This is a genomic window from Parabacteroides goldsteinii DSM 19448 = WAL 12034, assembly GCF_000969835.1.
GTDB classification, from domain to species: Bacteria; Bacteroidota; Bacteroidia; order Bacteroidales; family Tannerellaceae; genus Parabacteroides; species Parabacteroides goldsteinii.
In genome coordinates this window covers 2,262,362-2,286,260 of the sequence record NZ_KQ033913.1, presented here as the reverse complement: position 1 = coordinate 2,286,260, position 23,899 = coordinate 2,262,362, and the positions used below count along the sequence as shown (strand labels likewise).

Annotated in this window: 26 protein-coding genes; 25 read left to right on the top strand and 1 reads right to left on the bottom strand. The window is 37.7% G+C overall.

Features of this window, described 5'->3' with window-relative positions:
- The first annotated feature begins 44 nt into the window (after nt 1–44).
- From HMPREF1535_RS22210 to HMPREF1535_RS22105, 24 genes are all read left to right on the top strand, one after another.
- Nucleotides 45–1,910 (top strand): PP2C family serine/threonine-protein phosphatase, encoded by a 1,866-nt coding sequence (locus HMPREF1535_RS22210; protein WP_046147514.1) that lies wholly within the window; start codon nt 45–47, stop codon nt 1,908–1,910.
- Nucleotides 1,907–2,632 (top strand): hypothetical protein, encoded by a 726-nt coding sequence (locus HMPREF1535_RS22205; RefSeq protein WP_046147513.1) that lies wholly within the window; start codon nt 1,907–1,909, stop codon nt 2,630–2,632. The genes HMPREF1535_RS22210 and HMPREF1535_RS22205 overlap by 4 nt, the downstream gene beginning before the upstream one ends.
- Before the next feature lie 40 nt (nt 2,633–2,672).
- Entirely contained in the window at nt 2,673–3,506 is an 834-nt protein-coding gene (locus tag HMPREF1535_RS22200; protein ID WP_046147512.1) for a transglutaminase domain-containing protein, read from the top strand.
- 17 nt (nt 3,507–3,523) lie between these two features.
- A complete protein-coding gene (locus tag HMPREF1535_RS22195; protein ID WP_046147511.1) occupies nt 3,524–3,904 on the top strand; it encodes a hypothetical protein in 381 nt (126 codons plus the stop codon).
- A gap of 324 nt (nt 3,905–4,228) precedes the next feature.
- Nucleotides 4,229–4,984, top strand: coding sequence for an OmpA family protein (locus HMPREF1535_RS22190; protein ID WP_046147510.1), 756 nt, complete (start codon nt 4,229–4,231; stop codon nt 4,982–4,984).
- A 5-nt stretch (nt 4,985–4,989) separates the two neighbouring features.
- Nucleotides 4,990–6,738 (top strand): zinc ribbon domain-containing protein, encoded by a 1,749-nt coding sequence (locus HMPREF1535_RS22185; RefSeq protein WP_046147509.1) that lies wholly within the window; start codon nt 4,990–4,992, stop codon nt 6,736–6,738.
- On the top strand, nt 6,735–7,778 hold the full coding sequence (locus tag HMPREF1535_RS22180; protein ID WP_046147508.1) for a zinc ribbon domain-containing protein: 1,044 nt from the start codon (nt 6,735–6,737) through the stop codon (nt 7,776–7,778). Before HMPREF1535_RS22185 ends, HMPREF1535_RS22180 begins: the two co-directional genes overlap by 4 nt.
- Nucleotides 7,779–8,276: 498 nt before the next feature.
- Nucleotides 8,277–9,113 (top strand): DUF4407 domain-containing protein, encoded by an 837-nt coding sequence (locus HMPREF1535_RS25225; protein ID WP_161799527.1) that lies wholly within the window; start codon nt 8,277–8,279, stop codon nt 9,111–9,113.
- Nucleotides 9,086–9,769, top strand: coding sequence for a DUF4407 domain-containing protein (locus tag HMPREF1535_RS25220; RefSeq protein WP_052716768.1), 684 nt, complete (start codon nt 9,086–9,088; stop codon nt 9,767–9,769). The genes HMPREF1535_RS25225 and HMPREF1535_RS25220 overlap by 28 nt, the downstream gene beginning before the upstream one ends.
- A gap of 42 nt (nt 9,770–9,811) precedes the next feature.
- Nucleotides 9,812–10,627: a M48 family metallopeptidase gene (locus tag HMPREF1535_RS22165; RefSeq protein WP_046147506.1), complete on the top strand. Its 816-nt coding sequence runs from the start codon at nt 9,812–9,814 to the stop codon at nt 10,625–10,627.
- Entirely contained in the window at nt 10,627–10,794 is a 168-nt protein-coding gene (locus tag HMPREF1535_RS25895) for a hypothetical protein (RefSeq protein WP_154670882.1), read from the top strand. Before HMPREF1535_RS22165 ends, HMPREF1535_RS25895 begins: the two co-directional genes overlap by 1 nt.
- A gap of 28 nt (nt 10,795–10,822) precedes the next feature.
- Nucleotides 10,823–12,061 (top strand): radical SAM protein, encoded by a 1,239-nt coding sequence (locus HMPREF1535_RS22160; RefSeq protein WP_046147505.1) that lies wholly within the window; start codon nt 10,823–10,825, stop codon nt 12,059–12,061.
- A gap of 4 nt (nt 12,062–12,065) precedes the next feature.
- Complete coding sequence (locus tag HMPREF1535_RS25215) at nt 12,066–12,569, top strand: GNAT family N-acetyltransferase (RefSeq protein ID WP_052716767.1); 504 nt, start codon at nt 12,066–12,068, stop codon at nt 12,567–12,569.
- Nucleotides 12,570–12,829: 260 nt separating this feature from the next.
- Nucleotides 12,830–14,047, top strand: a complete 1,218-nt coding sequence (locus HMPREF1535_RS22150; RefSeq protein ID WP_046145492.1) for a transposase — start codon at nt 12,830–12,832, stop codon at nt 14,045–14,047.
- 49 nt (nt 14,048–14,096) lie between these two features.
- A complete protein-coding gene (locus HMPREF1535_RS22145; RefSeq protein ID WP_046147504.1) occupies nt 14,097–14,525 on the top strand; it encodes a hypothetical protein in 429 nt (142 codons plus the stop codon).
- Between the two features lie 234 nt (nt 14,526–14,759).
- Nucleotides 14,760–15,002, top strand: coding sequence for a hypothetical protein (locus HMPREF1535_RS22140; protein ID WP_148499127.1), 243 nt, complete (start codon nt 14,760–14,762; stop codon nt 15,000–15,002).
- Between the two features lie 175 nt (nt 15,003–15,177).
- Nucleotides 15,178–15,537, top strand: coding sequence for a YkvA family protein (locus tag HMPREF1535_RS22135; RefSeq protein WP_046147502.1), 360 nt, complete (start codon nt 15,178–15,180; stop codon nt 15,535–15,537).
- Nucleotides 15,538–15,551: 14 nt separating this feature from the next.
- Complete coding sequence (locus tag HMPREF1535_RS22130; RefSeq protein WP_148499126.1) at nt 15,552–15,983, top strand: YbjN domain-containing protein; 432 nt, start codon at nt 15,552–15,554, stop codon at nt 15,981–15,983.
- Between the two features lie 65 nt (nt 15,984–16,048).
- Nucleotides 16,049–16,693, top strand: coding sequence for a vWA domain-containing protein (locus HMPREF1535_RS22125; RefSeq protein ID WP_046147500.1), 645 nt, complete (start codon nt 16,049–16,051; stop codon nt 16,691–16,693).
- Nucleotides 16,694–16,700: 7 nt separating this feature from the next.
- Nucleotides 16,701–16,841 carry a hypothetical protein gene (locus HMPREF1535_RS25890; RefSeq protein WP_154670881.1) on the top strand — a complete coding sequence of 47 codons (141 nt, stop codon included), beginning with the start codon at nt 16,701–16,703 and terminating at the stop codon, nt 16,839–16,841.
- Nucleotides 16,842–16,948: 107 nt separating this feature from the next.
- A complete protein-coding gene (locus tag HMPREF1535_RS22120; protein ID WP_048316164.1) occupies nt 16,949–18,823 on the top strand; it encodes a RelA/SpoT family protein in 1,875 nt (624 codons plus the stop codon).
- 15 nt (nt 18,824–18,838) lie between these two features.
- Complete coding sequence (locus tag HMPREF1535_RS22115; protein ID WP_046147498.1) at nt 18,839–19,918, top strand: ADP-ribosylglycohydrolase family protein; 1,080 nt, start codon at nt 18,839–18,841, stop codon at nt 19,916–19,918.
- Between the two features lie 406 nt (nt 19,919–20,324).
- Nucleotides 20,325–20,942 (top strand): HU family DNA-binding protein, encoded by a 618-nt coding sequence (locus tag HMPREF1535_RS22110; RefSeq protein ID WP_046147497.1) that lies wholly within the window; start codon nt 20,325–20,327, stop codon nt 20,940–20,942.
- Nucleotides 20,939–22,996, top strand: a complete 2,058-nt coding sequence (locus HMPREF1535_RS22105) for a VapE domain-containing protein (protein WP_046147496.1) — start codon at nt 20,939–20,941, stop codon at nt 22,994–22,996. Before HMPREF1535_RS22110 ends, HMPREF1535_RS22105 begins: the two co-directional genes overlap by 4 nt.
- A gap of 148 nt (nt 22,997–23,144) precedes the next feature.
- Here the strand turns inward: HMPREF1535_RS22105 and HMPREF1535_RS22100 are convergent, their stop codons facing one another.
- Complete coding sequence (locus HMPREF1535_RS22100; RefSeq protein ID WP_046147495.1) at nt 23,145–23,636, bottom strand: NUDIX hydrolase; 492 nt, start codon at nt 23,634–23,636, stop codon at nt 23,145–23,147.
- Nucleotides 23,637–23,715: 79 nt separating this feature from the next.
- Between HMPREF1535_RS22100 and HMPREF1535_RS22095 the strand changes: the two genes are divergently transcribed.
- A complete protein-coding gene (locus tag HMPREF1535_RS22095; protein WP_010802582.1) occupies nt 23,716–23,898 on the top strand; it encodes a hypothetical protein in 183 nt (60 codons plus the stop codon).
- Nucleotide 23,899 lies beyond the last annotated feature (1 nt).

Here is a 23,899-nt window from a genome sequence, read left to right as displayed (position 1 = left end):
AGCGTCATCTTGGATTATTTTCAATGTCAACAACAAATAAATAAATGAATAAATATTACATAAAGTCAATAGAGGGGGCAAGCCATAAAGAATCTGGATTACCATGTCAGGACTCTTCGATGTGCGAAACCTTTGATAATAATCAGGCTTGCATTATAGCAATCTCTGATGGTCATGGAAGTCAAACCTATGTTCGTAGTCATATCGGCTCAAGTCTTGCTTGCCAAATAGCTATTAAAGAAACCAAACAATTTGTCTCTGATTATTACGATACCTTGGCAAGCAAAGGCACTGTTTCATATAGTCCTGATTTCGGAATAGAGCTGGACCCGTTTTTTTCAAATCTATTTACCTCAATTCATGACCAATGGCATGAAGCTATTAAAAACGATGCCAAAACCAATCCCTTTTCTAGGGAAGAAAAAAGAAAACTAGGAGCGTCCAATATAAAACTTGCTTATGGATGTACGTTGATTGTGGCTGTAAAAACGAAAGATTTTACATTTGCTTATCATTTAGGCGATGGTAGACTGTTTACAATATCATATTCTGGTGAATGGAAGCAATCCGTACCTTGGGACTCTGCTTGTGAAGATAATATAACTACATCATTATGTGAGTCGAATCCAGTCAATCGATTCCGATTTTTCCTTGATTCGACAAATAATCAGCCATACGCAATATTTATGTGTTCTGACGGCATTGAAGATTGTTATGGAGGTTCACACGATGGCAATTTTAAATCTGAAAGACTCATTGTAGACTACGAGGAAGTGTTAAGGTGTTACCTTCAAGATGAAGACTTTGATAAGGCGTGCTGTGATTTTCTAGACTATCAAAGCAATAAATTTTCTCATGACGATATGAGCATCGCATTTATAATCGATGATGTTTACAATCTTCAGAACAAGTGGCTACAATTAACGGAATTACACCGCATGGTATATGAAATAAAGTCTACGTACGGTCTCCTTAAGAGTCAAATAAAAGACTATTATAACAGAATAACTAACGTTCAGGCAAATATTGATAACTGCGCGAATGAAATTAAGAGAATTCAGGCACAACTCGATGATGCAGAGAACAATCTTAAAAATTTAGGAACTAAACAAGAAACAGAAAGCAAATGTGTTGAAGCTGCCTCAAGATTCAATATCAAGATTGGTGAATTCCAAACGGATGTTAAAAAATACTGTGAAGTTTTCAACGAATGTACTGACAGTACTCTAAGCTTTCGCAGAAAGCTCACTGATGATGTATTAAATGCTATTACGAATATGCTTGTGCTTATACGTAATGATATCTCGGAAAAGCGAGATAGTGATTCTATACTTGTCGGTGAAATTGAACAAATAAAAGAGAAGATAAATAAGCTTAATGAACAGAAAATGGTGGCTGAACTAGACCTGGAAAAAGAAATTGGAAAGTTGAAAAATCTAAGAGATAAGAAGAAACAAATAGAACAAGAGGCGGAAAATTATAAAACAGAAAAAGAATTAGACATTAACAAATATACTGAAGATGCAAAAAAAATTAAGGCTGATATCCAACAATGTTTTCCAACACAAGTGGATAGAGATGACAGTGTAAAGGTATTGAATATCAGTAAATATACTTGTAAAGCTCCTGAAGATTATATAACTATTGTAATACAATCAGGACAAATCAGCGGGGCATATAATGGTAGTAATAACTTTGAGATTTCGAGAGAAGAGTTCAATAATCTCTTATTGAAAATAAAAGATACAGTCTATTCGGAATATAATTTGACAAGTGAATATATTGTTATCATGGAACCCTATAATGATAAAGAGAACCGTGGTCCAAAATACATTTCATTGGAAAAAGAAGAAGCTATTGAAATCTGGGAAATGTGTTTGACTCTAAGTCAAAATCACACAACAATATGATTTCAGCATCTTCGAGTCTGACAAGGGTTATCAAATTTATTTATGAATTCGATGAATCAATTTTCTGTAATCCGTTGGTTTTTAGCGGATTTATTAAAGACCTTTATTGTGGGAAAAGTTATGTCGCAGATGATTTTATCTTTATATTGATAGATTTACATGATAAAATAATAAATAGCGAAGTGAGTCTCAAAGATTTGTCTGATATCAAACTCGAAGGAATAAACAATAACGAAAGATGTAAAATACAGTCGGAAATATTCAAAATAGTCTACATCAATAAAAACTTTGAAAGTATTGAATATCTCAATACCGACATTCTAAAAGTATATAACATATCATTTAATCCACCGAAGGAATCATCCAGCAATAGATCTTCATCATCAATTATCTTTTTTAACACAAGTCAGAATTCGTCAATTGAATTTGGGAAAATAATAACTCTATTTTGGAAATGCAATAATCCGTATCGGCTTTTTTTATCTAATGGATATGAAGATATGGATGTAACGTATGTTGACTCAATCCTCATCAGTGCCTTGTTTGACGATTATGTTTTAATCCTGTATAACAAGGAAGGTGAAGTTGTTGATAAACAAAATGTTAAAATACAATATAAAAAGAACGCTTTTTGTATAAACTGTGGCACTATCCATTTTAAGGAGGATGATTATTTTTGCACTCAATGTGGTTTGAAATTGACCAATGATGCAGAGAACTAAAAAATTCCGGTGTTGGAACAATCAGATAGAAAGCTACGAGTTGGAACTTGTAGATTGCACTCTCATTGTCCGCATTGAGATGTTATATGTTTTTAAATGGATACAAGTTGTAGATAAGCGACAAAATGAATTGTATTCAAGAGTTTATCTTTCAGATAGTTGTAGATGTGAGTTGAAAATATTTACACCGGGGAAATATTACTTTTCCCTTTATGGGAGTAATAACGGCTTTAACTATGAGGTTTTCATTGGAGGGAAGCAGATAATTTTGGAGTTATGTGATAATAATCAATGGTATTTTATTATGCCGATCTATACGTCATGGAATCGGGAACTAATTAGAAAAGACCGATTAGACTATGTGTTGTGCGACACGCTATTAGAAAATCAACACATGATGAGAAAAGCTGCCATCAAACTTACTGTAGGGTGCAGCTCTGTAAGGGAAAAGGTTTTGGTAATACATGACTTTGTGGCAAGTAATATATATTATGATTTAGATTCGCTATCTTCGAAAGATAGTACCAATCGTACAATCGAGCAGATTGTAAATACGAAACGATGTGTATGTCAGGGGTATGCAGATTTGACATTGGTATTGTTGAAGTCAATTGGCATTCATACAGAAAACATTTTATGTTATGCTATACGGAATATATTTGAAAGCGGTTGGAGTAATGTAGTAAATAGAACAGCTGATTTAAATCACGTTATAACAAGGGTGAAATTGGAAAACCGATGGCTTTTTATGGATGTAACATGGGACTCTAACAATAGATACGAAAATGGGATATATATTAAGGGGGAACGAATCTCTCATAGATATTTTGATATGACGCTTCCCTTTTTATCTGCGACGCATAGATTTTTTTAACAGTAATTTTTGCCAATATGCCAATCAAGATTACCATGCAGAATTTACGATTAATAATATTTATGATAGATCAATCACCATCGATGTGTCAAACTGGAAAATACGATACCTCATTAGATGAAATAGCTGCTAAATTTGTCAATGATTCAATATCTTGGTTAGATAATGAGTGTCGTGGCCAGAAAATATTTATCATTTGTATTTTTTACATTTGCTTAAATGTAAAAAATAGGTTAGAAGGTTGGATTGATGAACTATGTCCTGCGGATAAAAATATAACTGAAGAAGATTCCAATACTTATAAATACATAGAACCTTATTTTAATACTTTTAGACCTACAGACATGACTGAAACATTTAGGACTGGTAAGCCCTCTTACCTTTGTAATCGATTATAGATATTGTTCCCAAAATAAGAGTGCTGACGATTATATAGAAGATTGTTTTTTGTGGAGGGATTGTTCGTATTGTTCAAAAATCCTATATGCGACTATTTGATAAAAGCAAAAATAAGATACTATTATCTTCTAAGTATTTGGATATTTTGATAATGACACTTGTTACTAATAAAGAGCAAACAAAAAGGATTATATAGCCTTTACGTATAAGAAAATTATTATTTTCGTACAATACGACTCTACGGCTAAGTTTATTAACTTTGTAATGACAGTTACATCACAAGGTATAGAGTGTCACTATGATATAAAAGGCAACAAATTGCGATGAAGAAGTTATTTAAAAAGGATTCTGGTGAGGAACATAATTTCTGGATGAGTTATACAGACTTAATGTCAGGCTTCTTAGTGATATTCATCATTATTAGCGCTGTGATGTATAACAGATTTGACAACAAAAAAAAGGAGTATGAACACCTTTGTAAAGTCCTACGGGTCGAAAATCCAGACTCGTTAAGGAATTATATAAAGTCATTAGAAGAAGTTGTTGATTCTATCAATCACTCTAATCTGAAGAACAGAATTTATGAATATAAAGAAGTTTTCACATCTACAAAGGATATAAAAGCCGTTATTGACTCAATCCGTGGAAGTATTATCCTTAGACACCAAGATTCCAGTAAAGACTTATTTACTCCAGGTGACTCAACAATTAAATCCCCACTAAAAGAGTATTTATATGAAAAGTATGCTGCAATAGTTCGAAAGACAATGCTAATTAATAAGGATAATAATATTGAATTGCGCATAGAGGGACATACGGATCCAACGTGGAAAGGTTCTGACAGAGGAGGTGACAATAGCTTTTTAAAGAATCTAGATTTGTCATCCAAAAGGGCAAATGCAGTTTATGAATATATACTAAATGGTTCGGAGTTGAGCAATGAAGAAAAGAATTTTGTAAAAATGAATATGATTTCTGTCGGTTATTCTTTTTCAGATCGAGTGCAGAAAGGTACATTAGATGATGAGTACTATGACCCATCTTCTCGCAGAATTGAGTTTAGAATTTTATCAAAATAGGTAATATGGAAATTTTAATCAGTCACATGAATCTTATTACATTTTTAGTTGGACTATTGATAACAGGAGGTCTGTACCGCCAATATAGACATACGGAGTCAAGACAGTTGCTTAACTATATTCCAAATGTTTGGACATCGCTAGGTATTCTTGGTACATTTTGTTGTATTGTATATGCACTATCTCCTCATGGTGGTAAGACCATAAATTGGAATGATATTAATACGCTTGTAAAAAACATTATTCCAGCTTTTGGTACTTCAATCATAGGTATTATTGGAGCTATTGCCACATCGGTTATTGCAAAAATCATTTTTGCAAATGAGGACAAAGAAGAAGCTGAAGCATATAAAAGACAATATGATGGTACTCCAGAACAGTATATTGGGGCTATTTGTCAGCAGATTTATGAAACGAACAAGAAGTTGGGTGTAAATCCAGTGTCAGCCAGCGAAGGCTTGTTAGAAAAGATTGATTTATTGCTAGCGGTATCTAAAGAACAAAATGTAACTTTAATTAAGGAAACGAAAGCTCAACATTTGCTTGTAGAGAAAATGACTACTGATTTTACGGAGAACTTGAAAGAATTCTATAGTACCATGTATAAGGAAGAGAAACTACACATGCAGGAATTGACAGAGCAATATCTTAGTGGAATCAATGAGATAATAAAGGCTACACATGGCACGATAAAAGAAAAGTTTGAAACGTTATTTACTGTACATGCAGACTCTCTTAAAAAACTTATGGAAAGCGAAAAAGCACAGCTTACTCTACTTTCAGATAATATCACTGCTTCCATAAATGAATCTGTCGATGGAGTAAAACTAGCTATTTCTGAAACGGGAGTGACTCTAGCTGAGGAAGTAAAAGGTATTGCTATCAATACTAAGCAACAATTACAAACATTAACAGAAGATAACAAACAAGCAGTGTCGGTAATTGTGAAAGATAACCAAACTGCAATAAGTTCGTTGTCCTCTGAAATTGAGCGAAACATAGGTAACATCTCTTCCGAGTTTCTGTTGTTAATAAGTTCTTTGAAAACTCAATTTGAGGAATTGGCAAAGAATCTGCCAACAGAGATAATGAGTCTTAAGCAGCAACTACTCGACATCATCAAGCAGATTACAGAGGAGAAATATAATGCTCTTTCAGAGGATAACAAGAAGTTCGTAGCTCAACTGCTTGCAAAGGTAGAAGGCTATCAAGAGAATATAACTATCCTATCGCATCAAAGTCAAACGGAATGGTTGAATGCTATCAATACGGAATTATCGAAATTATTAAACCGAATGGATGTTAATGTTACCAATAACACAGCAAAATTGGAAGATGCGACCAAGAATATTGGTGATAATTTAGCAGGTATATCCGATACCTTAAAGACTGCGACAAAAGATTATGATTTATTGGCCGCGCAAATTAACACACTTGTAACTGCTCTTCAAAAAGAAACAGACGCAACTGAAGCCTATTCTAATAGTGTTACTACTACAAACACTCAATTATCTACTATACAAAATCTGATTAGTGACGTAATTAATAAAAACCTACAACTACGTCAGGAACTAGCACAATGGAAGCGAACACACAAACATGTTAAGGTGAATGTCGAAACAGGCATGAAAGAATGCCCTAACTGTTATACAGAGAATCCAAATGACGCTAGTTTCTGTAGAAGGTGTGCAACAAGCTTCTGGCAGTGCGAACCTATTAAAATTGAATCAACAATGAAAGTTGCAAAGGAATGATGGTAGAATCGAAATTGTGTCCAAAATGCAAAACTGATAATCCCGTAGTTGCTAATTTTTGCCGCCATTGTCGATATGAGTTCCCTGAGTCTACAAAAAAAGGAATAAAACTTTCACCTGAGATCCTGTCATTCAGCATCGCTGAGCATACATACAATATAGGAAGTATTATTCACTTCACGTGGAAGGTAGAGAATGCCGATATTGTTCAAATAAATGGTATTGATGTTTCTGCATACAGTGACTATGAGTTTAGGATTGACAAAGCTGAGACAATAACACTGACTGCAGAGAATGACTACGACAGAGCTACTCGTAGCATTCGACTTTCACCTAAACCTATTCCATACATTAACTCGTTTACAACACCTTTTCATCTTGTTCACGCTGGTCAAGAAGTAAAGTTGAAATGGGATGTTCGCAATGCCAATAAAGTGATACTCTCATATTCTGGTATCGAAATTGACGTTACGAGAAAAGACTACTATAAGATGATACCAACAAAAACAGAAACATACACACTGACATGCTATGCAGATGATAACTCTATTTATACAAAACAGAGTTTGAATATTCAATTTATTGCTCCGGTTATAATCAATAGCTTTACAGCGGACAAAGATGTAATAACAGAAGCAGATAGGGTAACGCTACATTGGGATGTTGAGAATGCTGCGTCAGTAAGAATACATCCTCTGATGAAAGATGTAACTAAACTGAATACCCTGCAAGTTTCTCCCTCTTGTACGACAGAGTATGTGATTGAAGCACAAAATATGATTTCACAAGAAAAGATGTCCATATCTATAGGTGTGCGTCAACTGCCTAAGGTAGATATGTCTTTTGTTGACTCTTTTTCGAAAATAGAGATACCTTCGTGTGATATAAATCTTTCGTTCTTATCAGACTCCATGAAGAAAGCTCGCATAGACGAATGGATGTCAACTGTTCCCACGCAGTCAATCAACCATACGATGTGGAAACTTACGTTGAAAAATAGGTTAAAAATCTTTATTGATAAACTTAGATTTACGAAATGAGAAAGGACTCTGCAATACAAATACTGCCATCCTTTCGTCGACAGTTGAACGATGCCAAACGGATATTTGTAATATTCGCCTCAGCAATGATTGTCGATAATGTATATTTGCTATATGTATCTGAAAATTGCATGCTTAGTCTGCTTGTCGGAAGTTGCCTCATTTCTGCCTTATTGGCTGTACTTGCATACAGGAAATATCTCTTATTCTTTTTGAAATCCGGTTGTACTTTAGATTTCTATATAGCTGCTACTATTGAATATATACTTGTTATATGGGGCTTCTCCCCCCTTTTTTTATACATATTTATTGAACAAAGATGGACTATGCTGAATCGATATGGCATGAATTGCCTATTCCTGTTCAATACATATATAAATTGGCTGTTGCCTATTACATTATTCTTGATGGTGAGTTGTACATATTGGTTGATAATGCATCTCATTCAGAAAGAAAGTAAACAATTTTACCTTTTAGAAAAAAAGAAAAATGAAATATATGAATAACGATTTTCAACACCTTCTTTGGAATATAGCAGGTGCGGAAATTCCAATCCTAGAGAAGTGTCGGACAGACCACAAGAAATTCTCTGTGATAGGTGCGACAATTTTGATGACGGCATTCATCGCATTATGTGCAGGCACCTCCGCCGCATGGTATTTCACACAAAAGGGCACAGATGACTCGGGTAATTTCGGCTGGTCGTTCCTATTTGGATTGATATGGGCAATATTGATATTTTGTATAGATAGAAGTCTCGTAATCACATTAAAAAAGGACCCCACAAAAAAGCGGCAAACAATCATTGTACCTTTACTGTCGCGTGCCGCATTAGCGATTGTTGTAGCTTTTATGGTTTCCATACCATTGGAATTGGTAATCTTCGAGGATTATATATCTGCAAATGAGGAAAATTTTGAGGCTAATCAAATATCCATACTTGGTAGGCAATTAAAAGATAATAGTGGAGAAGATATGCTGTCCACACGTATCAGTAACGCTGATTCTACCCTTAGCAAACTGAGAGCTGAATCATTAAAACTAGAAGGAGAAATAAACTCTTTGCAAGCGAGAATCGATAAACTGGAAGATGAGAAGAATTATCCAAACAGTTCAGAGTACAATGTAGCAAAACTAAAATATGACAATTCATTGCAAGCATATAATAATGTGTCTGCAAATTATAATGCGGAAAATAGAAAGCAATATCCATCACAAAGTATACTAAATAAGTATCAAAGCGAGATGAGTACGTATCAATCACAGAAAGCGACTGCCCAACAAAACATGGACTCAGCCGCATCTAATTGGAAAGCAAAAAACAAGCAGAAATAGACAGCTTAATTCTTCAAAGAAACTCAAAATCTGCAGAAAAAGGACGGAAAGACGATGTTTATGACGAAATGCTTATAAGCCGCAATAAGGATAAGGTCCGAGAGGAAAAGGTGGCACAAGAACGAGAAATGAAGGAAGCAAGCAAACAGGATAAATTATTAAGAGGGAATCATTTTATTCGTAACTTCCAAATATTGGAATATGCTGTATGGCAGACTGATAAAAATGGAAAGTTCACTGATAAAACTCAATTAATGTTTTTATGGCTTATCAGAATATTGTTTTTCATCGTGGAGATTCTTCCTACGGTAGTTAAAATAGTATCTCCTATTGGATCGTATGAACGCATGGTATATGCAGAGGAACAGAAAATGATGGAGTACTTGGAGTCTGATGAGTATAGCAATATGATAAAGAATATTCATAGACTTGCTATAAGTAGCCAAGAAAAACTTCAGCAAGAGCAGTATGATACGGAAATAGATCTAAAGAAAAGTATAGTGGAAAAAATCAAGACAGCTCAGTTGGAAGTGGCTGAACTTGCAATAGGAAAATGGAAAGAAAAGGAAAAAATGAAGTTTACCAACAAGGTAACTTCTATATCAAAGATAAAAGACAATGAGGATAATGACGACGATATGGTAACTCCTATTTAATTGGTTTATCGGGATAAATCCAGTTTAAAAATAACAAATTGTATGAAACTTAGAACTGCATTAAAGGGACTTGATACTACTGAAATTTTGCATTCTCAAGATAGGTCAACGATAAAAAAGCTCAATAAAATTCCGGGATTTAAAGCTATAGTTGATAAGACCATAGTAAATATCATGGAAAAATATGCTGAAATTGAGTATTCTGCAGAAGGTATTAATGTGACTTCTAAAAGTATGCCGGTAATACATCGTCAATTAGTGGAAGCCTGTCGGTTGTTGGATGTAAAAGATATACCGGCTTGCTCTACAGATTGGTTTTATGATATCAGCTCCTTTACTATTGGCGAGCAAAAGAAAAGGATGGTATTGCAGTCTGGCACTATAGATTTACTTAGTCCTGATGAATTATTCTTTGTGATGGGGCATGAGTTAGGACATATGAAATGCGGTCATAAAACATATCATATGTTTATGGAAGCCTTGTATATGCCGATTGTAAACTCCGACTTGAAAATATGGATGAGTCTGGTCAAAATGCCTCTATTGAATTGGTATCGTATTTCTGATTTCACAGCCGACCGAATGGGATTGCTATGTTGTCAAGACATCAATGTGGCGTTAAGCACAATGATAAAAATGGCTGGATTACCCAAGAAGTGTTATAGCCAAATTCATATCGAGTCATTTATACAGCAAGCAATAGATTTTGAAAAAAATTATTCTGGTACAATGGATAGCGTTATAAAATATCTATCTATTAATACTTCAGCTATGCCCTGGTTGGTGGTAAGAGCGTCAGAGTTATGGTCGTGGTATCATTCCGGCGAATACAATAAAATACTTAATAAATACAGATAATGGAAATAATAAAGAAACATTCAATGACTCCGATGGAAATGTTGAATTATGATAAAAATAAGATACCTAAGAGTCAGAAAGAAACAGTAACAATGGGATTAGGAGCCTGTGAAATACGTTGTTTGCGAGTAAAAGTATCACCAGGTTCTTATTTAAGTAAAACATAATTGGCGTATGATATAATAGGAGAATATAATGCGAATAAAAACCGTCAGTGGTAACGAATATGTTTATAACAGACATAACAACGAAATTGAGTTAGGAAATAAATCTTATCCTTGTGATAGACTTAGGTTTAAATCGTTTAGACGATTTGAGGATTTTCCTCTGCTTGACACATTTATTATAGAAATTACCGATAAATGCAATTTACGATGTACATATTGTTGTTATTCCGGGAACTACATAAATAACAGAACGCATGGAAAAAAATCTCTTACATCCGCAGGGATTGACACCCTGTTAAAGTTCATCCAAAAAGTACATTGTAGATCTTCTGTCTCAATTGGTTTTTATGGAGGAGAATGCCTGGTAGAGTTCAAGCTTATCCAATACTGTGTCAGCCAGGCAAACGATTTATTCGATAACAATGTTAATTATTTTATAAGTACTAATGGTGTACTGTTAACGCCGGAAAAAGCCGATTGGTTCGTTCAGAATAAATTTCAATTGAATATTTCCATTGATGGTACAAAGCATTATAATGATCTGTATCGAAAAGATGAAAATGGAAATGGTACATTTGATAAAATATATCCTCATCTGGTTTATATAAGAGATACATATCCTGTATTCTTTAGTGACAATGTGCATTTATTAATGACACTACCTAATTGGGAGGATTTAATTCCTATTGCTGTTTTATGGAATAATGACTCTTTATTAAAAAGCAAAGCACCGGCACATATCTCCAACGTAGCACCTAATTATAAGAAAGGAACTAAACAGATAGAAGCACAACAGTTAGATAAGCAATTATACAACATATTGGAAACATATATAAAGCATCCGAAATATATTGTATTAGAATCATTTTTGAATGAACGCATTTCTGATTGGTTGGAACGTCCTATATTTGAACTCGAAGGAGAAAATCAGCTTTCCACTTGTATGCCTAATAACAGAAAACTATTTATTGATCGGGAAGGTGGCATCAGAGTCTGTGAGAAGATGTGTGATACATATCGTATTGGAAATATATATGATGGTATTGATTGGGATATTGCTAACAGCTATGTCATAAAACTGATAGAGAACAGAAATAAGCACTGTTCCGAATGTCCTATTATTCGTTTATGTGATATTTGTTTAACTTCTTTAGAACTATCAGAGACCGAATTGTCTATATTTTGTCATAATCAAATAGCATATACAAGAGCTTACTTATTAATATTTTGTGAAATGGCAGAAAGAGGACTCTTGACTGATAAGTAAATTTATGAAACTATTTTCGGAACTGACAATTCCCGATTGCTGTTTTCTATCATTGTTACAAGCGGATTCAAATTCTGATTTATTGAATCTTATAACTGATAGAGAAATATCTAAGTATCTACCGGGTATAGCGAATATGGAAACTTTGGAAAGTGTGAATGAAATAATTACACTTTTTGAAAGAACTTACCAGGAGGAACAGGGTGCATTATGGGGAATTTACTTATCAGAAGATACTTTGGGGGGCATTATTGGAATTAGTGAATTAAAATTTGAACCAATAATTTTCTATGCCTTATCCCAACAGTATCGAAATCGGGGTGTTATGACTCTATGTGTTAATGCGGTAACAGAATATATACATAGGCAATATATAACGATAAAAGCAAGAATAGATGATAAGAACAAGGCTTCACAAAGAGTTTTGGAAAAATGTGGATATAAATATGAAACGACATTAGACTATTACTTCCATCATAAAAACTTTTTTGATTCAAAATCAAGTTGAAAAGATAGATTTAGTAAGTAGAACGTATCTATATACAATACTTCGGTAAATTTTTACCGAAAAATTAAAAGTTAAACAATAGAACCGGCAAAAGCTGGTTCGAAAACACTAAAGAGGTCATTGAAATGTTGTCAAAAACGAATGGTTAAGCATGAAGAAATGTGCTGAAAAAAGAGTGCTAACCTGCTGATAATAAAGGTGAAAAGTATTGCATAATTCATTGATTTTTAGTAAATTAGAAGTCTTGCACTCATCTGATTATGACTAAAGAAACACTCCTTATGCAATACCAATTTGAGTGCCTCTCGGCTCTCAAATCAGTCGTGAATATACAAAAACCTTTTGAAAAAACGTTCATGGATGCAATGAAATTATTCATGGCTATCCCTGATCGTATAAACTTCCTCCAATTGGGCAGGTATGGACGTTTTTCGGAACAGACATACCGTAGCCTTTTTGAGAATGAAACTTTCGACTGGTTTGCGTTCAATGATTCTATCATCAGCAAGCATCTCACAGGTAAAAGAAAAGCCATCGCCATCGATCCTTCCTATATCCCCAAATCAGGCAAGAAGACACCTTGGATAGGTTACTTCTGGTCTGGTTGTGCAGGAGATTATAAGCGAGGATTGGAAATCTTGGGCATCGGGGTCATTGACATCGACAACCATGATTGCATGACTTTAGGTTCCATTCAGACGCCGGATTGTAAGACCTTGGATAATATGGGCAAAAACCTCGTTGACTGGTACAGCAGCTATCTTATCAGCAAAAAAGACAAGATACAGAGCATATCCAGAACGGTGGTTGCAGACGCATTCTTTTCCAAGGAAACTTTCATAACGCCTATGTGTGAGAACGATTTCCATGTCATCAGCCGCTTTAGGAATGATGTAATCCTGTACTATCCGACATTGGAAAAGAAAACAGGGAAACGTGGTCATCCCAAGTGGTTTGACGGCAGGATTGACTTTGCCAATCTGGATCTGACCCGGTGCAAGGAATACGAGGTGAACAAGGGAAAACTATACGGATTGAGGGTATATGCAAAAGCTCTCAAAAGGTATGTTTCCTTATCCGTCTGGTATCCGATGGACGGAAGGACAGACAAGTGGCAACTTTACTTCTCTACAGACGATTCGATGGATGGACGTGAGGTTCTGGATTATTACAGAACCAGGTTCCAGCTGGAATTTTGCTTTAGAGATGGCAAGCAGCATGCGGGAATCACCAACTGTCAGTCAACCGACTTCAGAAAGTTGGATTTTCACTTCAATGCGTCGCTTGCAGCTGTCAACTTGGCCAAAGCCGCATGTAAGAGGCTCGGAATAACCTATTCCATATCCTCCTGCAAGTCTTTCATACACAATGCTTATATGCTTGAACGATTTATTTGCGTGTTCGGGATTAACCCAGACATGCAAGTTATTGACAAACTTTTCAAAGAACTCATTTTATTTACTGCCAGAGCCGCTTAGGCGTGGCGAATTTTTAACGAACTATTGTATATAAGAAAAAGATAATAATATGGGAGTATTCAAATCGACACGTCTATTTTACAATGTATCTGCACATGCAGATACTGTTGCAAATAATCTTATGACTTCTATGCGATATGAAGGTTATGAGGTCAATGGAATTAAAATGCCATCAGGTGATTGGGACATATCTATTAAGAAAGGGGCCTTATTCAAAGCGGTATTAGGATTGCAAACTGCACTTAAAATTGTTATCTCTCCAGCCGCACCTCATGTTTATGTGAAAGCAGGAGTGGGTATCTTTGGACAACAAGTTATTCCAACAGTTTTGACTATTTGCATTTGGTGGCCATTTGTCATTCCACAAATTTGGGGCGTTATCAAACAAAGTAAATTAGATAAAATTGTGATGGAGAAGGTGCAGGATGAATTTAATTGTGTATCCGGACGTACGGTGTTGTCTAAAATAATAGATTAGAAAATGAATTGTTACTACCATCCGACGAGACCGGCAGTTGCACAATGTCTCGACTGTCACAAAAGGCTTTGCCGGGATTGCGTACATAAATATGATATACCAATTTGTGACACTTGTAATAACGATTGATAATTGTTAGATAGTTTGGATTATGAATATTAAAAAAATGAAGTATGGGATGGTTTGAAGAACAACAAAGTTGTCCGTATTGTGATGGGGTAGGCTATATAACTATTGATTGCCCTGACTGTTATGGTAGTGGAAAAACAAAAGAAACATGTCCGGATTGTCGTGGATATGGACATGGAGAAGATGGGGAGAAATGTTATACTTGCAATGGTGATGGTATCGTCTATGATTATTGTGATAGATGTGGTGGTGACGGGAAAATACAAAAAGAATGTCATTGTAGAAGATAGTGGTGTAGAATTATGTAAGATCCCCAATAAATATCAGTACCCTCCAAAATCGTTATAGCCTTGTTCAAGTTGCTATAGCGATTTTGTTTTATAGTATACTTTTTGTTTGAATTTTCTTTTCTAAATTAATGGGGTAACAACTAGTTCTGGTTTTTCTTTATATTTTATGTATAGTGATGATAGTTTTGCAACCAAAGATACATCTATATAAGAAACAATTAAAATGTTCTAATATGGAAAAGAAAAGTATAATCAATTATTCTGAGTTGTGGGAAAAGATCGGCGAATATACCCGAAAAGCCGGAAGAGTGAGCGCACGTCCTGTTTTGTTGCTATATTATGTGCTGAAAAGTCCGGATACTCCGAAATCAGATAAACTTCTGATAGTTTCTGCGCTTTCTTATTTAGTACTTCCGATTGATTTAATATCAGCCAAACGTTTACCTGTTATTGGCTGGATAGATGAAATCGTATCATTAACGATAGCTTATCAAAAAGTTAGTAAATATATTACTCCGGAAATACAATGGAAAGTAGATAATATTCTGGACCGTTGGTTTCCGGAGACAGAGTCTGAAGTATTAACAAATTAATATTGTGTTATATCATGAAAACTATTCAATTAACGATTAACGAAGCATTACAGAATGCCGGTTTTCGGTTTGTTCATGACCAGGAGAGTGAAGTGTTTTATTTTACAATGCAGGAAGGTAATGTAGAATATACGATGATGTTGGGATATGATGAAGAACAATCTCTTATTCGTTGTTTCTCAAGGATACCTGTTAATGTTCCGGAACATAAAGTCATTGATATTTTGACAGCTATCAATATATTTAATTCAAAAGAACTGTTCGGTACCATGTTTTTGAATGAAGAGCGGAATACTCTATTTGTCAGGACTTATGCTAACGTTGATGATGGGGCAATCAATGAAGCTGTTATCTGGGGATTGATCCAACCTTGTATGCAGATGATGAAAAATTATTATGTCCCCATCATGAAAATAATCTATTCTGAGATGATAATATCTAATTAATGATACTATAAAGCTGTAGGGAAGGATATAAATTGTTTGATATTGGAATAACTAGGATAAAAATTATGGAAACAAGGAAAATTTACAATCTAATCATTTTAGATGAAAGCGGTTCGATGGGCAATATTAAAAGACAGGCGATCAACGGATTTAATGAAACTGTCCAAACTATCAAAGCAGCACAGGCAAAACACGAGGAACAGGAACATTTCGTTTCATTGGTTACATTTAACTCAGGGGCTATCCGTACAATTTATGATAAAGTGGCCGTTTCTATGATTGGATTGCTTGATGAGCAAACATATTCGCCGAACTGTTGCACACCTCTTTACGATGCAATGGGGATTTCCCTGTCTGCACTGAAGTACTCGGTAGGAAAGAAAGATATAGCGCTGGTTACGATCATAACTGATGGGGTAGAAAACTCTTCTTCCGAGTTTACCGGGCAGGGAGTGAAAACGCTGGTTGAAGAATTGAAAGGGAAAGGATGGGTTTTTACCTATATCGGAACCAATCAAGATGTAGAGAAGGTGGCTGCCACTATTTCTGTAACCAATGTGATGAGTTTTGATTATTCGGAACAGGGTACCCGTCAAATGTTCAAGAAAGAAAGCCGTGCCCGAAGCCGTTTCTTTGATCGTATTGCAAGACGTTTCAGTGCACTGGCTGAAAATTATTTTGAGGAAAAGGATGATGATATAAATAAATGATTAAGTCATGAAACGATCGAGTGTCTTTGGGAAAGTTATTTGCTGCATGATTACTATCTCTTTAGTCGGTATCCTGGGACTGGAGGTTTGGATGTGTTATCGGGATAATGTGCGAGTATATGTAGTGGAAAAGAAGTTTTTTGAATAGAAATAATGAAATAGTTCCAGGATACAATAGGACACTTTTTGTTGTCTGTGACGGTATGGGGGGACATTCAATTATACAGCTATAATCATAGAAAAGGGAATAAAGTTATGAAACAAATATACGATCAACATATCCGACAACAAGTAACAACTCTTTTCCAAGCCATGGAACAGCGTGTAACGCCGGAAGAGATGGAACGGATTAAAGCTGCTTATGCTTTGGCTGATGAAGCGCATAAATCTCAAAAGCGCAAGACAGGCGAACCTTATATTATCCATCCGATAGCGGTGGCCTATATTGTTGGTAAGGAATTGATGCTGGGAGCTAATCCGGTGATAGCCGCCTTTCTGCATGATGTGGTGGAAGATACTCCCTACACCATTGAAGATATAGAGGAACGTTTCGGAGAAGATGTCGCTTTCCTGGTACGTGTTGTTACCAAACGAAAAAAGGAGCACTATGAGATGTCCAAGCAATTGGATAATTTCAAGCAGATGCTCGATTCCGTGCATTATGATATTCGCGCAATCCTGATCAAATTGTCTGACCGGCTGCATAATATGCGGACATTGGAAAGCATGCGTCCGGACAAACAAATGAAAATTGCCGGAGAAACAGATTATTTCTATGCCCCTTTAGCTAACAGGTTAGGTTTGTATGATATTAAAACTGAGTTGGAGAACCTTAGTTTGCGTTATCGTTGTCCACGGGAATATGCGATGCTGGCAGAACTATTAGAAAAGGATGAGGCGGATAATAGAGGCCGGCTTGACTATTTTACTGACAGGATCAGTCGTTTGTTGTCGGATAACGGCATTCGGGCCAGATTGGAGGTAATGTATAGAGAACCTTATAGCATATGGCGTAAAATGCAGGCAACAGGAAGGGACTTTAAACATCTGGACTATCGGCACGTTATTCATATTATTTTTCCGGATGACCTTCAGGTATCGGAAAAGAATATGAGTCTCCGTATCTATTCTCTGCTGACAGATGAGTTTAAAGAAAAACCGGGAGGCATTGCTAACTATATAGATTCACCGAAAGAAAACGGTTATCAGAGTTTTCATGTCAAACTGCTTTGCGAACAGGGGATATGGGAGGAAATCCATATCAGTTCCGAACGTATGGTTCGCAATTCGCGACTGGGCTGTGTGGCTGGCCGTACGGAAAAGAATATAGACAACTGGATTGAAAAGTTCAAGGCTGTATTACAGGATATTGCTTATCATAGCCAGGAAGGTAGCTTTATGGAAAGTGTGGTGACTTCTTTCTATAATGACGATATTATGGTGTTTACACCTCAGGGACGTCCGATCATTTTGCCACAGAGGGCCACCGCCCTTGATTTTGCTTTCGAGATCCATAGCCGTATCGGTGAACATGCCCAATATGCCCGTGTCAATGGCAAGCTATGTTCGATAAAGACTGTATTACATCGGGGGGACTGTGTGGAAATCGGAGTAAATGAACATATCAATCCACAACCGGACTGGATAAACCATGTGCTTACCTATAAAGCTAAGCGACATTTGCGTTCTTGTCTGTCTAGGATGAAGCAAATACCTTATAAGCGTTGCCCGTATTGTCATCCGTTGCCGGGAGATGAGGTGATCGGTTTTACGGAGGTTGACAAGTGCGTCACTGTCCATAAACGGGATTGCTCTTCCGCTATCTGCCTGGCTTCACAAAAAGGTGATTCTATTGTTTCTGTGAACTTTGAGGAAGATAAGGATATTCTTTATCCGGTAAGTATCAGTATAAAAGCGGTAGACCGCTATCATTTGCTTAGCGACCTGATCGATAGTATTACGAATAAGCTAAAACTTTCCATTGTGAATCTGACGACTGTAACAGTGGATGAAATAGTAGATTGTACGATAGACTTTTCAGTCCATTCAGTCAAAGAGTTGCAGGATGTGATAGCACATGTCAATATGATCACAGGAGTGGATGAAGTACGGAGACGGGAGTTGAAATAATAAAAGAATAAGTATATGGATGATCTCAATAATAAAATACTTTTGAATAAGATAACAGGCAGTCTGGTCGGTGGAGCCGTAGGGGATGCTTTGGGTTATCCTATTGAATTTTATGATTATGACAGGATACGTCATGATTTTGGTGAAGACGGTATCACTACGTATACCATGCCGCGTGGTATAGCAGAGATTTCGGATGATACGCAGATGACTTTGTACACAGCTTGTGGTTTGCTCAATGGGTATGCTTCCGGTGTAACGATTAAATCGCCGGAGGTACTCTCCCGGCATTATGTTTGGGAGGCTTATGAAGAGTGGCATGCATTACAAATTTCATCGAAACCGGTTGTTATTAATCCTGTTTGTGATATCAGCCATTTGAAAGCGATGCAGGACTGGCGTGCACCGGGAATGACATGCATGTATGCTTTGCGGGAGAAGAAACCCGGTTCATTGGCATGGCATGTAAATGACAGCAAGGGATGTGGGGGTATTATGCGTGTTGCTCCCGTTGCTTTGATAAACGACCCGGATTGTTCCGCTGAAGAGAAAGCTCATTTAGGGGCGGAGATTGCCGCTTTGACCCATGGGCATTCTTTAGGGTTCATTCCTGCTGCTATGATGGTCTATTTATTGAATGAAATAGTATATCCTACAAGGAAGTGGGGTTCGCTTGGTGAAGTAACAGACTATGTCTGGGAGAGGATACATCTGTTATATGGAAAGAAATATGGCCGTACCAAGTATATGCTTCAAATGATCCGGCATGCTATAGAACTGGCTGAAAAGAATTTGTTTGCTACAGATGAGGAAGCGATTTCTCTGTTGGGAGAAGGCAAGGTTGCTGAGGAGACATTAGCTATTGCCATCTATTGTTGTCTCAAATATCCGGATGACTTTGAAAAGGCTGTGATAGCTTCAGTTAATCATGGTGGCGACAGTGATTCAACAGGAGCGGTGACCGGTAATATATTGGGGGCATGGTTGGGGTATGAAGCCATTCATCCTAAATTTACGGATTATCTGGAAGAGGTGGATACGATTGAAGACGTTGCCAATAGATTATATTCTGTAGAAAAGATTAACCATATGTAATTGGTGTTTAAACCGTTCACTGTTCATCTTCCCTTGTCTAATCTATTGATTTATTCGTGTTTAAGCATGTGATTTATAGGTGAACGGTTCTCATAAAAGGTGAACGGTTGCCACAAACCCTTCACCTTTTATCTATCATCCCCGCTCGCACTTAAAATAATTATCACTTTTCCTCTTATTTATTAGCATTAAACCAATAATAAACTATACCTTTAGTCATGACTTATAAACCAAAGGATGACCGTCGGTAAGCTTTGCGACCTACGTCGTTAAGCTTATTGATGGTGCTGGGTAAGCATGCCGACCTTGGTCGTTAAGTGAATGAGTGATAGGGTTTGCCTTAAATAGTATAAACTTACCCCTTACTATATAATAGGGTAAGGGATAGAAAAACACAATATTGTATATGCCGGCTAAGTATCTGTTTTATAAAAATCCCCATTCTCCTGGACAGAAAGAAGAGGAGGAAGGTGTGCTGCATGCCCGGATCGTGGAAGGGCAGGTGCTGCGTTTTGAAAAGTTGTGCGAGCGGATTGCCGATCGCAGTAGTTTTAATGAAGGAGAGGTGAAAGGAATGATGTCTCTTTTTAAAGAAGAACTGGTTCGCTCCCTGAAGGATGGTGATCCGGTGGAGATTGAGGGGATTGGCCTGTTTTATCCTACGGCGAAATGTCCTCCGATACGTAACCCCAAAGAGATCAGGGCGGAAAGTATACATTTTTCTAAAGTCGCTTTCCGGGCCTGTAAGGAGTTGAAGAAAGAAATGAGTTCCATGCATTTTGAAAGAGCTACGGATTACAGAAAACCGGATGCCTATACACCGGAGCAGCGGCAGGAACGGATTTTGCGTTATCTGTCGAGGCATGGGGAGATCAGCAGTTCCGATTGTATGGGAGTAAACGCCTGTTCGCGTTACCTGGCACAAGGCGATTTGAAACAGTTGCGGGAGCAAGGGCGGATTGTCCGTTTGGGCGGACCTAAAAATGCTGTTTATGTCTTGCCGAAGAAGGAGGGGACGGTATGAAAGTGACGTGGGTAAAAGGAGATCTGAGTTCAGGTAAACCGGTGGAATTGGATACCGTCGTGGAATATATGAAGGATGCGGCGAAGGCAAAGCCGGTGAAGAATATGCGCGAAATGATTCCCTATTGTTCGCCGGGAAGCCGTGCGGCTGATGCGGAAAAGGTGCCGGTCATACTCTTTGCTTCCGGTTATAAGGAGCAGGAATGGAAATGTTATAACGGTTTGGTCTTGTTGGAATTTGACCGTTTGGCAAATATTTCGGAAGCCAGAAGGTTGCGCGATGAGGTGGTAATGTATAATCAGCCTCTGCTGGCTTTTGTCGGTTCGAGCGGACTGAGTGTGAAAGTGGTGGTACGTTATACATTGCCGGATGGTTCGCTTCCGGCTGACCGGGAGATGGCAGCCTGCTTCCATGCACATGCTTACCGCAGGGCGATGTTGCATTATCAGGCACAGTTGCAATGGGAGGCGGAGTATAAGGAACCGTCGCTCGACAGGGGGTGCCGCATCTCGTATGACCCGGGATGCTTTTATAATCCGGACTCGTTGCCGGTCAGGATGGAGCAGCCGTTGGCAATGCCTGAAGAACCGGGATATGTGGAGAAGATAAAGCAGTCGGACGAACCTTTGGAACGTATCCTGCCGGGTACGGAACAACGTAAAAAGATTGAAATGCTTTTTGAGACCTGCCTGAATCAGGTGTATCGTGAGCAGGGGCCGGACTGGGAAGAAAAAGAACCGAAAAACTTTATAGCTGCTGTGAGTATGCTTTGTTTTGATTCGGGCGTTCCGGAGGAAGATGTGGTTCATTGGCTGTATTTTCGGATGTGGAATTTACGTGACCTGAATTTGTTGCGGCAGACGGTGCATAATGTATATCTTTCCCGTAAAGCCTTTGGGAAGAAACCTTGTTTGCCGTCGTCTATGAACTTGCTGGCGCGTATGGAGGAGTTTTTGAAGCGGCGGTATGAGTTTCGGAAGAATGAGATTATCGGTGAGGTGGAATATCGGGAAAGGCACTCTTTTTGTTTCCGTTTCCGGCTGGTGACTGCCGAGGTGTTGAACGGTATCTGTCTGAATGCCATGGAGGAAGGGCTTGATATATGGGATAAGGATGTGCGGCGGTATATCTATTCGCCCAGGGTGCCGAGTTATAATCCGTTGGAAATGTTTTTATATAATTTGCCGACATGGGATGGGAGAGACCGGATACGTGCATTGGCGGATACGGTTCCGACAAAAGACGGGGAATGGAGGAACCGTTTTTATATATGGTTTATCAGTATGGTAGCTCATTGGCAGAAGACTGACCGGTTGTATGCGAATAATCTTGTTCCTGTTTTAGTGGGCGGGCAGGGTATTTCAAAGTCGACTTTTTTCCGTTTGCTTCTTCCGCCTGTATTGAGGGATTATCATGCGGAAAGCATCAATCTGGAGAATAAGAGCGAGGCGGAACTGCTGATGGCTCAGAATGTATTGATAACGATTGACGAATTCGACCGGTTGAGCAAGAAATATCAGGCGGATTTGAAATATCTAATTCAGAAACCGGAAGTGAAGGTGCGGCGTCCGCATCAGAAGACGTTCCAACAGATGAGGCGGTTGGCTTCGTTTGCGGCTACGGCTAACCCGATGGAGCTGTTGACGGACCCGACAGGGAGCCGACGTTATGTTTGTGTTCAGGTGACAGGTATTATCGATGTTTCTGCTCCGATAGAATATGAACAGTTGTATGCACAGGCGCTTCATGCAATCCGTTCGGGTGAACGTTACTGGTTGAACAGCGAAGAGGAACGGGCGTTGACACAGAGTAATTCCGGATTTCAGGATGAACCGTTGGAGATGCAGTATTTGTTTTCCTATTTTCGTTTGCCGGAAGAGGGGGAGAAGGAAGAGAGGTTTACTTCGGTGGAACTATTGGATATCATATCGGAACGTTCCAAACGAAAATTCAGCAATACTTCTGCCTGCCGTTTCGGAAAGATGTTGAATGCTTCGGGTATACGGAAGATACATACGAAGACGGGGAATTATTATTGTTTGATGAGGAAATGATAATAACTGAAGGTGAATGGTTTGTGTATATCCGTTCACCTTTTTGTATAATCATTCACCTGGTTAATGAATGGGTTATGTGTTGTTATATTGTGTTTTAGCTGTTAATGGGTGAATGGTGAACGGTTTTACTGCTGATTCCGACATGTTATAGAAACAACCTCTTAAATTCCTGTTCAAAATTAGGAGTAAACACATTTTGCCCCAGGTTCGACTTGATTTCTTCGAGCGACCAGAAACGTCCGCCGTCCAGTTCCTCGGTGTCCGGTTTGATTTCTCCGTTGTAAATTGTGCGGAATGTATTGACTAGCTCTTTTTCGATAGCTGATTCAAAGACGTAACGGGTGATGAATTGGGGGGTGAATGCTGTAATGCCTAACTCCTCACGGACTTCCCGGCGGAGAGCTTCTTCGACCGTTTCCCCATAATCGATATGTCCGCCGACAGCCGTATCCCATTTACCGGGTTGGATATCTTTGGTCATGGAACGTTTTTGCAGATATAGTTCTCCGGCATCGTTAAAGATATGCAGATGGATGACCGGATGCAGTTGTTTACTTCCGCTATGACATTCTTTTCGGGTCGCTTTACCTATTGTTTCTCCCATTTCGTTGACTAAGGGGAACCATTCTTCTTTCATAAGTCGATAATTTGCGGACAAATATAGTAAATGTTTGAAGATAAACTTTATCTTTGTAAATCATTATAAACCTGAAGATATGAAAAAAGAAGAGTTACAATCTGAAGAGCATTCAAAGTCAGTATTAAATGAGCCTGTGGCTCAATATTATTCCCGTATCAATGTACCGAAACGTATTTATGAAGATATACGTGTCAGCATTGAACAAGCTGATAACGGTTTTCTTATTCCTATGGAAGAAGTATTGGCTCGCCATAAATAAT

Excerpts from the sequence above, each read along its gene's own strand:
- HMPREF1535_RS22210 (WP_046147514.1), top strand. The coding sequence starts at position 45 with ATGAATAAATATTACATAAAGTCAATAGAGGGGGCAAGCCATAAAGAA.
- HMPREF1535_RS22205 (WP_046147513.1), top strand. The coding sequence starts at position 1,907 with ATGATTTCAGCATCTTCGAGTCTGACAAGGGTTATCAAATTTATTTAT.
- HMPREF1535_RS22195 (WP_046147511.1), top strand. The coding sequence starts at position 3,524 with ATGCCAATCAAGATTACCATGCAGAATTTACGATTAATAATATTTATG.
- HMPREF1535_RS22190 (WP_046147510.1), top strand. The coding sequence starts at position 4,229 with ATGAAGAAGTTATTTAAAAAGGATTCTGGTGAGGAACATAATTTCTGG.
- HMPREF1535_RS22185 (WP_046147509.1), top strand. The coding sequence starts at position 4,990 with ATGGAAATTTTAATCAGTCACATGAATCTTATTACATTTTTAGTTGGA.
- HMPREF1535_RS22180 (WP_046147508.1), top strand. The coding sequence starts at position 6,735 with ATGATGGTAGAATCGAAATTGTGTCCAAAATGCAAAACTGATAATCCC.
- HMPREF1535_RS25225 (WP_161799527.1), top strand. The coding sequence starts at position 8,277 with ATGAATAACGATTTTCAACACCTTCTTTGGAATATAGCAGGTGCGGAA.
- HMPREF1535_RS22165 (WP_046147506.1), top strand. The coding sequence starts at position 9,812 with ATGAAACTTAGAACTGCATTAAAGGGACTTGATACTACTGAAATTTTG.
- HMPREF1535_RS25895 (WP_154670882.1), top strand. The coding sequence starts at position 10,627 with ATGGAAATAATAAAGAAACATTCAATGACTCCGATGGAAATGTTGAAT.
- HMPREF1535_RS22160 (WP_046147505.1), top strand. The coding sequence starts at position 10,823 with ATGCGAATAAAAACCGTCAGTGGTAACGAATATGTTTATAACAGACAT.
- HMPREF1535_RS25215 (WP_052716767.1), top strand. The coding sequence starts at position 12,066 with ATGAAACTATTTTCGGAACTGACAATTCCCGATTGCTGTTTTCTATCA.
- HMPREF1535_RS22150 (WP_046145492.1), top strand. The coding sequence starts at position 12,830 with ATGACTAAAGAAACACTCCTTATGCAATACCAATTTGAGTGCCTCTCG.
- HMPREF1535_RS22145 (WP_046147504.1), top strand. The coding sequence starts at position 14,097 with ATGGGAGTATTCAAATCGACACGTCTATTTTACAATGTATCTGCACAT.
- HMPREF1535_RS22135 (WP_046147502.1), top strand. The coding sequence starts at position 15,178 with ATGGAAAAGAAAAGTATAATCAATTATTCTGAGTTGTGGGAAAAGATC.
- HMPREF1535_RS22130 (WP_148499126.1), top strand. The coding sequence starts at position 15,552 with ATGAAAACTATTCAATTAACGATTAACGAAGCATTACAGAATGCCGGT.
- HMPREF1535_RS22125 (WP_046147500.1), top strand. The coding sequence starts at position 16,049 with ATGGAAACAAGGAAAATTTACAATCTAATCATTTTAGATGAAAGCGGT.
- HMPREF1535_RS25890 (WP_154670881.1), top strand. The coding sequence starts at position 16,701 with ATGAAACGATCGAGTGTCTTTGGGAAAGTTATTTGCTGCATGATTACT.
- HMPREF1535_RS22120 (WP_048316164.1), top strand. The coding sequence starts at position 16,949 with ATGAAACAAATATACGATCAACATATCCGACAACAAGTAACAACTCTT.
- HMPREF1535_RS22115 (WP_046147498.1), top strand. The coding sequence starts at position 18,839 with ATGGATGATCTCAATAATAAAATACTTTTGAATAAGATAACAGGCAGT.
- HMPREF1535_RS22110 (WP_046147497.1), top strand. The coding sequence starts at position 20,325 with ATGCCGGCTAAGTATCTGTTTTATAAAAATCCCCATTCTCCTGGACAG.
- HMPREF1535_RS22105 (WP_046147496.1), top strand. The coding sequence starts at position 20,939 with ATGAAAGTGACGTGGGTAAAAGGAGATCTGAGTTCAGGTAAACCGGTG.
- HMPREF1535_RS22100 (WP_046147495.1), bottom strand. The coding sequence starts at position 23,636 with ATGAAAGAAGAATGGTTCCCCTTAGTCAACGAAATGGGAGAAACAATA.
- HMPREF1535_RS22095 (WP_010802582.1), top strand. The coding sequence starts at position 23,716 with ATGAAAAAAGAAGAGTTACAATCTGAAGAGCATTCAAAGTCAGTATTA.